Origin of the sequence: Yoonia vestfoldensis DSM 16212 (assembly GCF_000382265.1) — a bacterium.
In the GTDB taxonomy this organism is placed as follows: Bacteria; Pseudomonadota; Alphaproteobacteria; order Rhodobacterales; family Rhodobacteraceae; genus Yoonia; species Yoonia vestfoldensis.
Map to the genome: position 1 here is coordinate 40,983 of NZ_KB907983.1, position 14,957 is coordinate 55,939.

A 14,957-nucleotide genomic window follows, 5' to 3' on the forward strand; every position below is an offset into this window, starting at 1 on the left:
GGGACGAAAATGCAAGGTTCCCGGATCACGGCCGTTCTCGGGCCGACCAATACAGGCAAGACGCATTACGCGATCCAGCGGATGCTGTCGTACCGGACCGGCGTGATCGGTCTGCCGCTGCGCCTGCTCGCGCGCGAGGTTTATGACCGCATCGTCGCGATCAAGGGGCCGGGGGTTGTGGCCCTTGTCACCGGCGAGGAACGGATCGTTCCACCGCGTGCCGCCTATTGGGTTTGTACGGTCGAGGCGATGCCCGACGGCATGGGATGCGATTTTCTGGCTGTCGATGAAATCCAGCTCTGCGCCGATCCCGAACGCGGGCATGTGTTCACCGACCGGCTGCTGCATGCGCGGGGCTTACATGAAACCCTGTTTCTGGGGGCCGAGACCATGCGCGGCGCAATTGCCGCCCTTGTGCCCGGCGTGCAATTCATGGTCCGCGACCGGATGTCCGAGCTGACCTATACCGGATCGAAAAAGATCAGCCGGATGCCCGCACGGTCCGCCATCGTCGGGTTTTCGGTCGACAACGTCTATGCCATTGCCGAACTTTTGCGCCGCACCAAGGGGGGTGCCGCCGTCGTCATGGGCGCGCTGAGCCCCCGCACCCGCAATGCGCAGGTGGAAATGTACCAGAACGGCGATGTCGATTATCTTGTCGCGACCGATGCCATCGGGATGGGGCTGAACCTTGATATCAGCCATGTCGCGTTTTCGTCGCTGACCAAATATGACGGCCGCCGGATGCGGCATCTCGAACCGCAGGAACTCGCGCAGATCGCGGGCCGTGCGGGGCGGCATATCGAGAATGGCACGTTTGGCGTGACAGGCGAGGCACCGCCCTTGGACGCTGCCGTGGCCGAGGCGATCTGCAACCACCAGTTCCGGCCGGTCGCCAAATTGCAATGGCGCAACAGCCGGTTGCAGTTCGGATCGGTCAAGCGGCTGATCGGATCATTGGAAGACCGGACCGATAACCCGTGGCTGACGCGGGTGCGCGAAAGCGACGATCTGGCCGCGCTGAAGGCGCTGGCGCTTGATGCAGAGGTCGCGGCGCGCGCCACGGACGGGCCTTCGGTGAAACTGCTGTGGGATGTCTGCCGCATCCCCGATTTTCGGGGCATTTCGGCGGGCGAACATGCGGGATTGCTGACGCAGATCTACAACGATCTGCATCAGCTTGGGCATGTCTCGGCCAATTGGTTCGCCTTGCAGGTGCGCCGGATTGACCGCACCGACGGGGACATTGATACTCTGTCCAAGCGGCTGGCCTATATCCGCACGTGGACCTATGTGGCCCAACGCAACGGCTGGCTGCTTGACGATTCCCATTGGCGCGATGAAACCCGCGCTGTAGAAGACCGTTTATCAGATGCGCTGCATGGCGCATTGACGCAAAGATTTGTGGACCGGCGGACCAGCATCCTGCTTCGCCGGCTCAAACAAAAGGAGAGCCTGTTGGCCGAGGTGAATGAAAAAGGTGAGGTGACCGTCGAAGGCGAATTCGTCGGTCGTCTGGAAGGGTTCCGTTTCCGCATGGACAAGGCGGGCAGCCCCGACGAGGCGAAAACCCTGCGGCAGGCGTCGCAGCAGGCGATTGCGCCGCATCTGCATCTGCGCGCGGACCGTTTCTATAACGCGCCCGATACAGAGATCGATTTCACCGAACAGGGCGGCCTCATGTGGGGCGATCAGGCCGTGGGCAAGCTGGTGTCGGGGTCGGACCCGCTGAAACCCGGTGTCGCGGTTTTCGTCGATGACGAGGCAGGCCCCGATGTCGCAGCCAAGGTGCAGCGCCGTTTGCAGCATTTTATCGACCGCAAGATCGCGACAGGATTCGAGCCTTTGCTCGCGCTGAAAAATGACGACACGCTGACAGGGGCGGCCAAAGGCTTTGCCTACCGGATGGCCGAACATTTCGGCATCATCCCGCGCGGCGATATCGCCGACGAGGTCAAGGCGCTGGAACAGGACGCGCGGTCTGCCTTGCGCAAGCATGGCGTGCGGTTCGGCCAGTTCACGATTTTCCAGCCTTTGCTGCTGAAACCGGCACCCACCCGCCTGCGCCTTGTGCTATGGTCGCTGGCCCGTGACCTGTCGGAATTCCCGCAAAGCCCGCCGCCCGGTCTGGTGACGGTGCCGGCCGCCAAGGATGCCGTGCCCGGCTATTACGCGATGGCAGGCTACCGTGCCGCGGGCGAACGGGCGATCCGCATCGACATGCTGGAACGTCTGGCTGATATGCTGCGCGACAAGGACAGCCGTGGCGGTTTCGAGGCGAACCCCGACATGCTGTCGATCACTGGCATGACGCTGGACCAGTTTGCCGATTTGATGGCCGGTCTGGGCTACAAGGCGGAAAAAGCGGAACGCGTTAAGGTCAAGGCCACGCGCGCTGATGTGGCGGGTGATCCGCCGACCGAAGTTCCCGTCGAAACCCCTGATCAGCCCGCCGATGCGCCCGCAGAGCTGCCTGACGATACGCCGCAGGAAATGCCTGCCGACGCACCTGTCGAAACGCCCGACGCCCCCGAGATGGAGGTGTTTTATACCTTCACCTGGGGCGGTCGCCCCGCCCGTGCGGCGCGGCCCGAGAACGCGCGCGCCAACGACCGCCCGCGCAGCAATGGCAAGCCGAAAGGCAAACCCAAAGGCAAGCCGCAGGCATCTGCGCATAAACCTGAGCGGTTTCAGGCGAAGCCCAAATATGAAAAGCCGATCGATCCCGACAACCCCTTTGCCGCCGCTCTGGCCGGGTTCAAGAAAGATTGACCGATGCGGCGCGGGTCACGATCCGGCTGGATAAATGGCTGTGGCATGCGCGGTTCTTCAAATCGCGCAGCATCGCCGCCGGGATCGTGACCGCGGGCAAGGTGCGCGTCGGTGGCACGCCTGTCAGCAAACCCGCCCGCGCCGTCGGGGCGGGCGATGTGCTGACCTTCGTGCAGGCCGATGTCACGCGGGTGATCCGCATCCTTGACTGCGGCACGCGCCGTGGTCCGGCGCCCGAGGCGCAGGCGCTTTACGAGGATTTGACGCCCGTCACGGTGGCGGCACCCCAGACCCCAGGCAGCGACCGCAAGGGGCGCCCCACCAAGAAGGACCGCAGGGATATGATGACGCAGCGCGGGATGGATGACCCTTTCACGCTTGAATGACCGCGCGATCCGTTTTAGCAAGCCTGCGAAGAATTACGGATGACCCCATGACCTATATCGTCAACGACAGTTGTATCGCCTGCAAATACACCGACTGCGTCGAGGTGTGCCCGGTGGATTGTTTCTACGAGGGCGAGAACATGCTGGTCATCCACCCCGACGAATGTATCGATTGCGGCGTATGCGAACCCGAATGCCCTGCCGACGCGATCCGCCCCGATACCGAACCCGACATGGAAAAATGGGTCGAGTTCAACCGCAAGTATTCGGAAATGTGGCCGGTCATCATCACCAAGAAAGACCCGCTGCCCGGTGCCGCCGAGATGGATGGCCAGCCCGACAAGATGCGGCTGTTTTCCGAAGCCCCCGGCGAAGGCGGCTGACGCTAACTCTCTGATCCCAAAGGATTGCTGTGCGCTACGAAGGGACGCTTTCGAAGGACGCGTTTTTGTGGTATGATTCTGTCAATGACGCGAACGATTTGATCCTGCCAAACGTACCAAACCCGTTGGTGACCCTTTGTTACCGACGGTTTTTTGTCGCCTGATGTGCCGGATTGCCATGAAAGGACAATCATGACCAAGAAGAAAAGCGAATTCAGCCCCGACCAGTTTGTCGTCTATCCGGCGCATGGCGTGGGCAAGATCGTCTCTGTCGAAACGCAGGAAGTCGCGGGCTTCGAGCTTGAGATGTTCGTGATCGCCTTCGAGAAGGACAAGATGACCCTGCGCGTGCCGACGCACAAGGCATCCGATGTGGGCATGCGCGCACTGGCGACGCCCGATGTGGTGAACCACGCGCTCAAAACGCTCAAGGGCAAGGCCAAGGTCAAAAAAGCCATGTGGTCGCGCCGTGCGCAGGAATACGAGCAAAAGATCAATTCCGGCGACCTGATCGCCATCGCCGAAGTCGTGCGCGACCTGCACCGTCAGGACGACCAGCGCGAGCAAAGCTATTCCGAGCGGCAGCTGTACGAAGCGGCCTTGGAACGCCTGACCCGCGAATTCGCCGCTGTGGCTGGCGATGACGGGAATGCGGCAGCCGCGCAGATCGGGTCTGTGCTGGTGGGGCGTGCGGCTTAAGCGTCTGTGAGATGAAGAAAAAGCCGCGCGAGAGAGCGCGGCTTTTTTTATGGCGTTTTCGCGCGTGGCGTCGCGATGACGCACTAGGATGGACGCGGATTTTGACGTTGCCGGTCGTTCTGTAAATTCAGTCTGACACCCAAGCAGTTCTGGCCCAAAGCGGACCATCGGCACAATGTGGATGAAGGTCAGGTGTGCGGGGCATTGCTGCCGTTCGCTTTTTCTCGATGAACGGCTGGTTCTGCTAGACAAAGCTTATTTCAGTCGCCGCGACACTGCTTATCAATCCGCCAGTGTTCACAGCACTATAGATCGATCTTGGCGGGCGGGCAGCCTTGTCAACGTTGCGCTGCACCCAGTTTCTGACTTCCAACGTCTTCAACGACTGCGACAGGGCGCGATCCGTGATTGTTGGCAGGTTTCGTTTGATATCATTGAAGTGACTTGGCCTATGGATCGTTGTGAGCACAGGCAACGTCCATGAGCGGCGCAGCAAATCCTGATCTTCGTCAGCAGTAATACTCTGAATTCTATGGGCGATGGCAGCGGCGGAAATGCCAAGCTTTGTCAATCTAAACTCCGGCCGCAGCGGGTGGCCGTATCCGGGGTTTCGTTCCAACAGTCCGATTGAGATCAAGTGCTCCATGCTTTGCGCGAAAGCCGTCCTGCTCGCGCCCGTTGCGGCCAACAGCGGCGCCTGACGCCCGGCAGTGCCTGCATGCAGGTTCGCCAAAATAGGAATGGCCCAAGCTCTTGATGTAGTGTTGACAAACGTCTCTATGTCCATAAAGTATAGTTAATACATTTTCAGTCAAAAGGAAAGACAATGTCACTCATTTCGTTGAATGAAACCATCACGATTTCGATTTCTGTCAAAGACCGCCATTCAAGTGCTGATTGGTATAAAAGCATGCTCGGGTTTGACACGATCTACCATTCAGATGAGGCGGGGTGGTCAGAGCTTCAGACCAATACAAAAGGGGTGACGCTTGGACTGGGCGAGCATACCAAGCCTGCCCCCGGCAACTGCGTTCCCGTTTTCGGTGTCGCTGATCTGGATACGGCGCGGCAAAAGCTGGAACAGGCCAAAGTGAGATTTGATGGCGAAACAGATATCGTTGAAGGCATGGTCAAGACAGCAACTTTCTATGATCCAGATGGCAACGCAATGATGCTCGCTGAAGATTTGACGGGAGGGTCATGATCAGATTTCTGGCCCAATAGCAGCCCTTCAGACAATCTACAGTATCCGACACTATGGCCTCATTCCTGCCCTTCGCTGCAATCAGCGCCAAGGACCCTCCATTCAAATCAGGTGATTTCTTGACGCGATAGTTAAAACAACTGTCTAGCCGTCACGCGGCGGGGTCGGTTCTGAAACCAAGTCAAACGCCAACCCCGTCCCCATTCACAATGCCCGCCAGCCGATATCCGACCGGTAAAACCCGCCCGGCCAGTCGATGCCTTGCGCCATTGCATAGGCCTTTTCATGTGCCTCGGCGAGGGACGCACCGCGCGCGGTGACGTTCAGCACGCGCCCGCCATGCGCCTCATATTGGCCCTCCGCGCGCTTGGTGCCTGCATGGAACACCATGTGGAAACTGTCCTCGGGCAGCAGGTCCAGCCCGCCGATCACGCTGCCTTTGGCGTAATCGCCCGGATAGCCGTTGGCCGCCATCACGATGGTCAGCGCGTGGTCATCGGCCCAGTTCACGCTGACCTCGTGCAGGCGTTCTTCGGCGCAGGCTTGCAGCAAATCAAGGATCTGGCCCCCCAGACGCATCATCAGCACCTGACATTCGGGATCGCCGAAACGCACATTGTATTCCACCAGCCGTGGCTGGCCGTTCTGAATCATAAGGCCGCAGAACAGCACGCCCTGAAACGGGGTGCCGCGCCGGGCCATTTCATCCATCGTGGGCTGGATGATTTCCTTCAGTGCCTTTTGCGTGACGGCGTCCGTCATCGCGGGGGCGGGCGAATAGGCGCCCATGCCGCCCGTATTCGGCCCCTGATCGCCGTCGAAGGCGCGTTTGTGGTCCTGCGCTGTGCCCACCGGCAGGATCGTCGTGCCGTCGCAGAGCACGAAGAACGACGCTTCTTCGCCCTCCATGAATTCCTCGATCACGACAGCGGTGCCAGCGGGGCCGAAACTGCCGTCGAACATATGGTCAAGGGCGGCCAGCGCCTCGTCCAGCGTCATGGCGACGACGACGCCTTTGCCTGCGGCCAGACCGTCGGCCTTGATGACGATGGGCGCGCCTTGCGCCTGCACGTAGGCGCGGGCAGGGTCTGCTTCGGTGAACCGCGCATAGGCGGCGGTGGGCGCACCTGCCGCATCGCAGATTGCTTTGGTGAATGATTTCGACGCCTCCAGCTGCGCTGCCGCCTGCGACGGGCCGAACACAAGCGTGCCTGTGCGGCGCAAGCGGTCCGCGACACCGGCGGCCAGCGGGCCTTCGGGGCCGATGATGACGAAATCGACAGTGTTTTCTTCGACGAAATTGGCGACAGCATCGCCATCGAGGATATTCAGATCGGCGCAATCCGCAATCTGCGCGATGCCCGCATTGCCCGGTGCCACGATCAGCCGGTCGCATTTGGGGTTCTGCTTGATCGCCCATGCGAGGCTATGCTCGCGCCCGCCGCTGCCCAGAATGAGGATGTTCATGGGGTCTCTCCGCCGTTGAAAACTTGGGGCGGTCTTAGTCACGGACGGCGCAGATCACAAGGCCGGGCTTGGCCTTTGGGCGGCGGCACCTTAGGGTTCGGCCCAAACTGCCCAAGGATCACTCCGATGATGGATTTGTTCGAAGACGGCCCCGCCGACAACACGCCCGAATATTCCGTGTCCGAGATTTCGGGGGCTGTCAAAAAGACCATCGAAGGAGGCTTTGCCCATATCCGCGTGCGCGGCGAGTTGGGCCGGATTTCGCGGCCGTCGTCGGGTCATATCTATCTGGACCTCAAGGACGACAGGTCCGTGCTGTCCGCCGTCATCTGGAAAGGCCGGGCCAGCGCCCTGACGCACCGCCCCGAGGAAGGGATGGAGGTCATCGCCACCGGCAAGCTGACGACCTTTCCGGGCCAGTCGAAATACCAGATGATCATCGAGGATATCGCGCCTGCGGGAGCCGGTGCCTTGATGGCGATGCTGGAAAAGCGGCGCGCGATGCTGGCGGGTGAAGGGTTGTTCGATACGGCCCGCAAGAAACCGCTGCCCTATCTGCCCGAGATCATCGGCGTCGTCACATCGCCATCGGGGGCCGTGATCCGCGACATCCTGCACCGCCTGCGCGACCGTTTCCCGCGCAAGGTGCTGGTCTGGCCGGTCGCCGTGCAGGGGCAGAAATGCGCCGCCGAAGTCGCCGCCGCCATCGACGGGTTCAACCGCCTGACACCGGGCGGTGCGTTGCCACGGCCCGATCTGATCATCGTGGCGCGCGGCGGCGGGTCGTTGGAGGATCTCTGGGGCTTCAACGAAGAAATCGTGGTGCGTGCGGCGGCGGCATCGGACATTCCGCTGATTTCCGCCGTGGGGCATGAAACCGACACCACGCTGATCGACTTTGCCGCCGACATGCGCGCGCCCACGCCGACGGCGGCGGCGGAACTGGCGGTGCCAGTGCGGATCGAACTCCTCGCCTTTGTCGACCAGCAAGGCGCGCGGCTGGTGCGGGCCTTGTCCAATGGCGTGCAGACCCGCCGCCAGCGCCTGCGTGATCTGGCGCGTGCCTTGCCGCAGGTGGACACGCTGGTCGATGGCCCACGCCAGCGGCTTGATTACCTGTCCGACCGGCTGCCTGCGGCCTTGCGGCAGGCGGCAGCGAAAAAACGGCTGCAACTGAGCGATGCCGCCCTGCGCCCCGCGATCCTGCACCGCCGACTGGCCGAGGATCGCAGGCGGCTGGCCACCTTGTCCGACCGCCTCGCCCCCGCCTTGCAACGCCGGACCCGTGATGCGGCGACAACGCTGGAACGGGCGGGGCGCGGTTTGCGGTCTGATCTGCTGCGATCGCGTCTGGACCGGCAGGCCGACCGGCTGGGTATTGCTCTGCAACGGCTGTCGGACCGGGCGACGCGCCAACAGGCGGAACGGTCGGCACGGCTTGCCGCGCTGGACCGGCTGCGCGAAACGCTGGGCTATATGGAAACGCTCAAGCGCGGCTATGCCGTGGTGCGCGGGGACGGGGCGCTGGTCACGGATACGGTCGGTGCGGCCAAGGCCGGCAATCTGGAAATCCAGTTCGCGGATGGCCGGATCGACGTGCGTTCAGGACGATAGATCGTTGCAGATCAAGGGTTCATCCGCATCGGTTTCAAAGATGATGGTGCCGAAGGGCACATTGGTAAATTCTGCCCTGATCCTGCCGTTTTCCAGATAGGTCGCCCAGCACTGGGGTTCGGGATTGTCCTCGTAGCGAAAGCAGATATCGCCCTTGCTTTCGTACCAGACGCCGTATTTGCAGGTGCCGTCGAAGGCCGACCACATCACGCGGCGGCCTTGCAGATAGGCTTCGATCCCGTAAAGCGGGTTGATGTCGGTGTGGAATGTGATTGTGCGGCCAGTGACATGGGCGTCGAATTCCTCGGCCGACATCTTGTCCTGTGCGGCGGCGGGTGTCGCCAGCAGCAAAAGCAAAAGAAAACTACGCATCGCGCCACCTGTCGGCCAAAGGGTCCATGATCCGCCGCCACAAAGGCGGCACCAAAGCGATGCTGGCCATCAGCGGCAAAGGTCGCGGCAGTATCGGCGCATCGGCAGGCAGGTCAAGGGCGGGATAGGCGCGGGCAGGGTGCGCGTGATGGTCCGAATGGCGCGTCGCGTTCAACAGCATCGCGGAGGAATATTGATGCGGGCTGTTCCAGCTATGGTGTGCGGCGACAGGCTCGGGTTTGCCCGCAGGGCTGGTCTTGCGCAGCAGGCCATAGTGCTGGACGTAATCCGACAACAGCAGTTGCGTCTGCGCATGGCCCGCAAGTGCCACGTAAAGCAGCAGGCCCTTGGTGCCACCCAACAGATAGGTAACAGCGATGAAAACCGCGCCGCCGCCCAGATAAACCCAGTAAGGATTGCGCCACGCGGGTCGCCCGATGCGCGCCAGCCGTGCTTTCTCGGCCGCATAGCCGCCTTTGAACGACCCGACCCACGCGCGGATCATGTAGCGGTAGAACCCTTCGCCCCTGCGCGATGTATTGGGGTCGCGGCGGGTGGCAACATGGCGATGATGCACCAGCAAATGCGCCGATGTGTGATGGCCGAACAGCAGCGAGATATAGACCCACATCCCCAGCCGGTGCAGCGCGCGTTGGGGGCGGTGGATCAGTTCATGCGCGTTGGCATTGCTGACCTGTCCGAGATAAAGGCCCACGGCAAAGAACAGGGCGATCTTTTCGCCGCGGTCCAGCAGATCGCCAGCGAGGGCCACAACGACCAGCGGCAGCAAGGCCAGATGCACCAGTGCGAGCAAGACCGACAGCGCTGTGCCCGTTGCATCGGCGCTGCTCCTGTCCTCGGGCAAGAGCCTGTCGGCCAGCGCGGTCACACCCGTCAATACCACAAGCGCCATCAGCGGCCAGACCCCGCCGTTGAGGGCTGCAAACGCGATCCCCCCCGCAGGCAGCAGGCTGGCAAAGGCGAAAAGGGCGGTCTGGCGGGTCATAACCGCGCTGTAGCACGGCTGGCGCGTGCGATTAAGCGAAACCGCACCGCTGCGCGCTTTGGCCCCGCAGGTGTCGCTTTTGCGTGGTTCACGGGGGGGCCGCGGGCTATGCTGCGCCAAAAGCGGAGGACTGCGGACATGGCCAAGGACAACCAAGACGGCATCTGGAAATCCGGCAAAGGCAAGGGGCGGCACACGCCCAAAGGCCGCCAGTTGGACGATACGGCTTGGGCAGAGGTGCGCGCGTTGCTGGGGGACCGCCCGCGCCGCCGCGATCTGCTGATCGAATTCCTGCATCTGATCCAGGACGACTATGGGCATCTGTCCGCCGCCCATCTGCGGGCGCTGGCCGAGGAGATGCGCCTGTCACAGGCCGAGGTCTACGAGGTCGCGACCTTTTACGCCCATTTCGACGTGGTGAAAGAAGGCGAGACACCGCCCCCCGCGCTGACAATCCGCGTTTGTGACAGCCTGTCCTGCGAACTGGCGGGCGCGCAGGCGCTGAAATCGGCACTGGAGGACGGGCTCGATCCTGCGCAGGTGCGCGTGCTGCGCGCGCCTTGCATGGGGCGCTGCGATACCGCCCCCGTGTTGGAAATCGGGCACAACCACATCGACCATGCGACCCCTGAAAAGGTGCAGGCCGCGATTGCGGCGGGTGACACCCATGCGCATCTGCCCGACTACCAGACCCTGGCGTCCTACCGCGCCGATGGTGGCTATACCGTGCTGGAACGCTTGCGCGCGGAAGGTGACTGGCAGGCGGTGCAGGAACTGGTGCTGGCCTCGGGCCTGCGCGGATTGGGCGGTGCGGGCTTTCCGGCGGGCAAGAAATGGGGCTTTGTGCGTGCCCATGCTGGCCCGCGCTATCTGGCCGTGAACGGGGACGAAGGCGAACCCGGTACGTTCAAGGACCGCTATTACCTCGAACGCACGCCGCATGTGTTTCTGGAAGGCATGCTGATCGCCGCCTGGGCGGTCGCGGCGGAGACCTGTTTCATCTACATGCGCGACGAATATCCCGCCGTGCTGGAGATCCTGCGCCGCGAGATCGCGGCACTGGAAGCAGCGGGCATCGTCGCTCCGGGTTTTATCGACCTGCGGCGTGGCGCGGGGGCCTATATCTGCGGCGAGGAATCCGCGATGATCGAAAGCATCGAAGGCAAGCGCGGCATCCCCCGCCACCGCCCGCCCTTCGTCGCCGAGGTCGGCATCTTTGACCGCCCGACGCTGGTGCATAACGTGGAAACGCTGCTTTGGGTGGCGCGGATCTGCCGCGAGGGGCCGGAGATCCTGAGCGGCGTGGAAAAGAACGGGCGCAAGGGGTTGCGGTCCTACTCCGTCTCTGGCCGCGTGGCGCGGCCTGGCATGTATGTTCTGCCAGCGGGGTCGACGATCACCGATATCATCGCGGCGGCGGGCGGCATGGCGTCGGGCCATGTCTTCAAGGCCTACCAGCCCGGTGGTCCGTCCTCGGGGCTGTTGCCTGCAACGCTGGATGACATCCCGCTCGATTTCGACACGTTGCAGCCGCATGACACCTTTATCGGGTCGGCCGCCGTTGTTGTGCTGTCGCAGCAGGACCGTGCGCGGGATGCCGCGCTGAACATGCTGCGGTTTTTCGAGGATGAAAGCTGCGGGCAATGCACGCCCTGCCGTGTCGGGTGCCAGAAGGCGGTGCAGCTGATGCAGGCCGACCAATGGGACCGCGCCTTGCTGGGCGATCTCTGCACGGCGATGGCGGATGCGTCGATCTGCGGGCTGGGGCAGGCCGCACCCAACCCGATCCGGCTGGTGATGCGCCATTTCGCGGACGAAATCTGAGGCTGCCTGCGGCTTTGCCGCAGTTGCGGCGCTCCGCGCAGGGATATTTATGCTCGGAAGATGGGGGCGCGTGGTCTTTTCAATTCCGGGCGGAGTGGCTAGGTCTTTCCCCAGAAGTCATGAAAGGCTGTTCCGATGGCGTTCTTCAGCAAGCTCAAAGAGAGGATGTTCAAATCCTCAGCCAGGATCGACGCAGGTCTCGATGCGATCGTCGCAGAGCCTGCGCCGAAGCCCGGCCTGATCGGGCGGCTGTTTGCGGATACGAATGTCCAGCGCCGGAACCTTGACGATGCCATGCTCGAAGAGCTCGAGGATTTGCTGATCGCGGCCGACATGGGGGTCGAGACCGCGCAGCGCGTCACCGCCAATATCGCCGAAGGGCATCTGGGCAAACGTGTCTCGGTCGAGGAGGTCAAGCGCCTGCTGATGGCTGAAGTGGTGCGGATCATGGAACCCGTGGCGCGGCCACTGCCGATCTATGCCAAGACCCCGCAGGTCGTGCTGGTTGTGGGCGTCAACGGATCGGGCAAGACGACGACGATCGGCAAGTTGGCCAGCCAGTTTCGCGCAGCGGGCAAGAATGTGGTGATCGCGGCGGGCGATACGTTCCGCGCCGCGGCGGTCGAACAATTGCAGGTCTGGGGGCAGCGCGCGGGCGTGCCCGTGCTGACCGCGCCCGAAGGGTCTGACCCCGCCAGCCTGGCCTATGATGCGATGACCAAGGCGCAGGCCGATGGGGCCGATCTTCTGATGATCGACACCGCCGGGCGGCTGCAAAACCGTGCTGATTTGATGGAAGAGCTGTCCAAGATCGTGCGCGTGATCCGCAAGAAAGACCCCGATGCGCCCCATAACGTGCTGTTGGTGCTGGATGCGACGACCGGGCAAAACGCGCTGCAGCAGGTCAAGGTGTTCCAAGACTTGGCCGCCGTGTCGGGGCTGGTGATGACCAAGCTCGATGGCACGGCCAAAGGCGGTGTGCTGGTGTCGCTGGCTGACAGGTTCGGCCTGCCGATCCATGCCATCGGCGTGGGCGAGCAGATCGACGATCTGGCGCCGTTCGACCCCGAGGAATTCGCAGCCGCCCTTGTCGGTCTGGACCTTTAGGCCGCGTTGGACACGCTCGCCGCCTATCTGATTGCCGTCGCCGGCACGCCGGAAGGCGCGCGGCTGGCCACGATCCTTGCGCTTGTGTCGGCGCTGGCGCATGCGGTGTTCGGGGCTTTGCAGAAAGGCCGTCACGACCCGTGGCTCACACGCGGAGCGATCGATTTCTGGCTGGTGGTGTTTTCGGCGCCTGTGGCGCTGTTTGTCGTGCCTTGGCCCAATGCCGCGACGGCGCTGATCCTTGTCGGCGCGGTCGGCATCCATTTTGCCTATAAGGTCGCGATGGCGCGGGCCTATGAAAAGGCGGCCTTCACGGTGGTCTATCCGGTCGTGCGCGGCACGGGGCCGCTGGTCACAGTGATCGCGGCAACTGTGTTTTTCGGCGAGCGGTTCACGGGCATGCAATGGGTGGGGGTCGCCTGTTTGTCGGGGGGCATCCTGCTTTTGGCGCTGCGCAATCTGAGCGAGGAAAAGCTGGATCCCGCCGCCCTGCGGGCGGGGCTGGCCTGGGCCGTGGCGGGTGGGTTGCTGGTGGCGATCTATACGACCTATGACGCGTTCGGTATCCGGCAGGCCCCCGATCCTTTCACCTTTCTGGCGTGGTTCTTCTTTGTGACGGCACTTGATTTCCCGCTGTTGGCCCTGCGCCGTTACCGGCTCATGGCGGCGCCGCCTGTGCTGGCCCCGCTGATGTGGCGCGGGGCGATCGGCGCGCTGGTGGCTTGGGTCAGCTTCGGGGGCGTCATGGTCGCCACCATGGTCGGCAAGGTCGGCGAGGCCGCGGTCCTGCGCGAGACGTCCACCGTTTTTGCCGCCTTGATCGGCTGGTTCATCCTGCGCGAAAAAGTAGGTCCACGCCGCCTGTTTCTGATGACACTGGTTGCCTTGGGCGCGGTGATCGTGGAAATGGGTGGCTGAAGGAGATCAAGATGGCCGCAAGACAGATCAATCCGGTGTTGAAACAGGTTCTGGAACTGGGGCCGACGCTGGCGTTTTTCCTGATCTACCTGCGCATCAAGGATGAAACCTATACGATCGGAGGCACGGATTACACGGGGTTCATTATCGCGGCGCTGGTTTTCGTGCCGATCCTGCTGGTGGGCATGGGCATCCTGTGGATGCTGACCGGCAAGCTGAGCCGGATGCAGATCTTCACCGCCTTCATGGTCATTTTCTTTGGTGGGCTGACAGCCTGGTTCAACGACGAGCGGTTCTTCAAGATGAAGACCACCATCGTCTATGGCGCGATGGCGGGACTTTTGGGGATCGGGCTTTTGCGCGGACAAAGCTATCTGCAATATGTGATGGAGGAATTCCTGCCGATGCGCCGTGAAGGCTGGATGATCTTCACCAAGCGGCTGGCGTTGATCTTTGGCGTGCTCGCGGTCGCGAATGAAATCATCTGGCGCACCCAATCGACCGAAACCTGGGTCAAGCTGGAAACATTCGCCTTTCCTGCCGTGCTGTTCGTCTATCTGTGGATCCAGATCGTCGGGCTACAAAAGTACCTGATCGAAGATCCGAGCCAGTCCAAGGACTGAGGCGGATCAGCGCATTTCGGCAAACCGAAACCCGACCTGTCCGGGACCATAATGCGCCCGCGCATCGCGCCGGTAGCGCAGGGTGTCGACCTGATGGTCGGTCAGGGCGGGACGGAACACGATGCCCATCGTCCCATTCACCGACCAGCGGACGACGGCATCGACCCGCTGGTGCAGGATGCTGATCTGCACCTTGTCGCCGCGTGCGATGCCGCTGATCCCCGTCAGGCGCGCGCCAGTCGCGTTGACATCGGTGACTTGGCCCTGTTGCTCCCCGAAACGGGTGTGCAAGGCCACAGGAAAGGTCGTCGGATAGCGGTGTGGTCGATATTGCATGATAGCACCCGAGTCTCTCGTCTGCCCTCACTCTAGCGGGATGGGTTTAACAAACGGTTACCGGTGCAGGGCCCGCTCTGACGCATCGCCATTGACGCGGGTGCGCTGGCGGCGTATGCGGAAACCCGTGGTGATTTGTCTCCGGATTGCAGGCCACGTTAAACATTCTGCTAAAAAGGTGGCGGGTTTGCAGACCCCGATACCTTTGCCGGTGTCGGGGTTTTTTCATGCGCTGCGCGCGCGGGG

General features: G+C 62.5%; 15 protein-coding genes and 1 riboswitch. Of the genes, 10 read left to right on the forward strand and 5 right to left on the reverse strand.

The features are described 5' to 3' along the window. Positions 1-9: 9 nt before the first annotated feature. The 4 genes from H147_RS0112205 to H147_RS0112225 all read left to right on the forward strand — a co-directional run bounded on the left by H147_RS0112205 (position 10) and on the right by H147_RS0112225 (position 4,240). Complete coding sequence (locus H147_RS0112205) at positions 10-2,772, forward strand: helicase-related protein (protein ID WP_019955651.1); 2,763 nt, start codon at positions 10-12, stop codon at positions 2,770-2,772. Continuing rightward, positions 2,769-3,158, forward strand: coding sequence for an Hsp15 family ribosome-associated heat shock protein (locus tag H147_RS0112210; protein ID WP_019955652.1), 390 nt, complete (start codon positions 2,769-2,771; stop codon positions 3,156-3,158). Before H147_RS0112205 ends, H147_RS0112210 begins: the two co-directional genes overlap by 4 nt. A 47-nt stretch (positions 3,159-3,205) precedes the next feature. Beyond that, entirely contained in the window at positions 3,206-3,541 is a 336-nt protein-coding gene (gene fdxA, locus H147_RS0112215) for a ferredoxin FdxA (protein WP_019955653.1), read from the forward strand. A 192-nt stretch (positions 3,542-3,733) separates the two neighbouring features. After that, a complete protein-coding gene (locus tag H147_RS0112225; RefSeq protein WP_019955655.1) occupies positions 3,734-4,240 on the forward strand; it encodes a CarD family transcriptional regulator in 507 nt (168 codons plus the stop codon). Positions 4,241-4,484: 244 nt separating this feature from the next. On the opposite strand, the gene H147_RS0112230 is transcribed toward H147_RS0112225, so the two are convergent. Beyond that, complete coding sequence (locus H147_RS0112230) at positions 4,485-5,027, reverse strand: winged helix-turn-helix transcriptional regulator (RefSeq protein ID WP_019955656.1); 543 nt, start codon at positions 5,025-5,027, stop codon at positions 4,485-4,487. Positions 5,028-5,066: 39 nt separating this feature from the next. Between H147_RS0112230 and H147_RS0112235 the strand changes: the two genes are divergently transcribed. Beyond that, on the forward strand, positions 5,067-5,444 hold the full coding sequence (locus tag H147_RS0112235) for a VOC family protein (protein ID WP_019955657.1): 378 nt from the start codon (positions 5,067-5,069) through the stop codon (positions 5,442-5,444). Between the two features lie 204 nt (positions 5,445-5,648). On the opposite strand, the gene purD is transcribed toward H147_RS0112235, so the two are convergent. After that, positions 5,649-6,911 carry a phosphoribosylamine--glycine ligase gene (gene purD, locus H147_RS0112240; protein ID WP_019955658.1) on the reverse strand — a complete coding sequence of 421 codons (1,263 nt, stop codon included), beginning with the start codon at positions 6,909-6,911 and terminating at the stop codon, positions 5,649-5,651. A 126-nt stretch (positions 6,912-7,037) separates the two neighbouring features. On the opposite strand from purD, the gene xseA reads away from it, so the two are divergent. Further along, positions 7,038-8,525, forward strand: a complete 1,488-nt coding sequence (xseA, locus tag H147_RS0112245; RefSeq protein ID WP_019955659.1) for an exodeoxyribonuclease VII large subunit — start codon at positions 7,038-7,040, stop codon at positions 8,523-8,525. Here xseA and H147_RS0112250 read toward each other — a convergent pair. Beyond that, positions 8,514-8,897, reverse strand: a complete 384-nt coding sequence (locus H147_RS0112250) for a hypothetical protein (protein WP_019955660.1) — start codon at positions 8,895-8,897, stop codon at positions 8,514-8,516. The genes xseA and H147_RS0112250 overlap by 12 nt on opposite strands. Continuing rightward, complete coding sequence (locus H147_RS0112255; RefSeq protein ID WP_019955661.1) at positions 8,890-9,903, reverse strand: alkane 1-monooxygenase; 1,014 nt, start codon at positions 9,901-9,903, stop codon at positions 8,890-8,892. The genes H147_RS0112250 and H147_RS0112255 overlap by 8 nt, the downstream gene beginning before the upstream one ends. Before the next feature lie 138 nt (positions 9,904-10,041). Between H147_RS0112255 and H147_RS0112260 the strand changes: the two genes are divergently transcribed. The 4 genes from H147_RS0112260 to H147_RS0112275 all read left to right on the forward strand — a co-directional run bounded on the left by H147_RS0112260 (position 10,042) and on the right by H147_RS0112275 (position 14,375). Next, positions 10,042-11,727 (forward strand): NAD(P)H-dependent oxidoreductase subunit E, encoded by a 1,686-nt coding sequence (locus H147_RS0112260; RefSeq protein ID WP_019955662.1) that lies wholly within the window; start codon positions 10,042-10,044, stop codon positions 11,725-11,727. A 135-nt stretch (positions 11,728-11,862) separates the two neighbouring features. Further along, the gene (gene ftsY / locus H147_RS0112265; RefSeq protein WP_019955663.1) at positions 11,863-12,834 is read left to right on the forward strand and encodes a signal recognition particle-docking protein FtsY; all 972 of its coding nucleotides are present in this window, start codon (positions 11,863-11,865) and stop codon (positions 12,832-12,834) included. 6 nt (positions 12,835-12,840) lie between these two features. Next, entirely contained in the window at positions 12,841-13,752 is a 912-nt protein-coding gene (locus H147_RS0112270; RefSeq protein WP_019955664.1) for an EamA family transporter, read from the forward strand. 11 nt (positions 13,753-13,763) lie between these two features. Continuing rightward, a complete protein-coding gene (locus tag H147_RS0112275) occupies positions 13,764-14,375 on the forward strand; it encodes an inner membrane-spanning protein YciB (RefSeq protein ID WP_019955665.1) in 612 nt (203 codons plus the stop codon). Between the two features lie 6 nt (positions 14,376-14,381). On the opposite strand, the gene H147_RS19675 is transcribed toward H147_RS0112275, so the two are convergent. Next, a complete protein-coding gene (locus H147_RS19675) occupies positions 14,382-14,711 on the reverse strand; it encodes a PilZ domain-containing protein (protein WP_110570972.1) in 330 nt (109 codons plus the stop codon). A 117-nt stretch (positions 14,712-14,828) separates the two neighbouring features. Beyond that, positions 14,829-14,906, forward strand: a riboswitch (SAM riboswitch). Positions 14,907-14,957 lie beyond the last annotated feature (51 nt).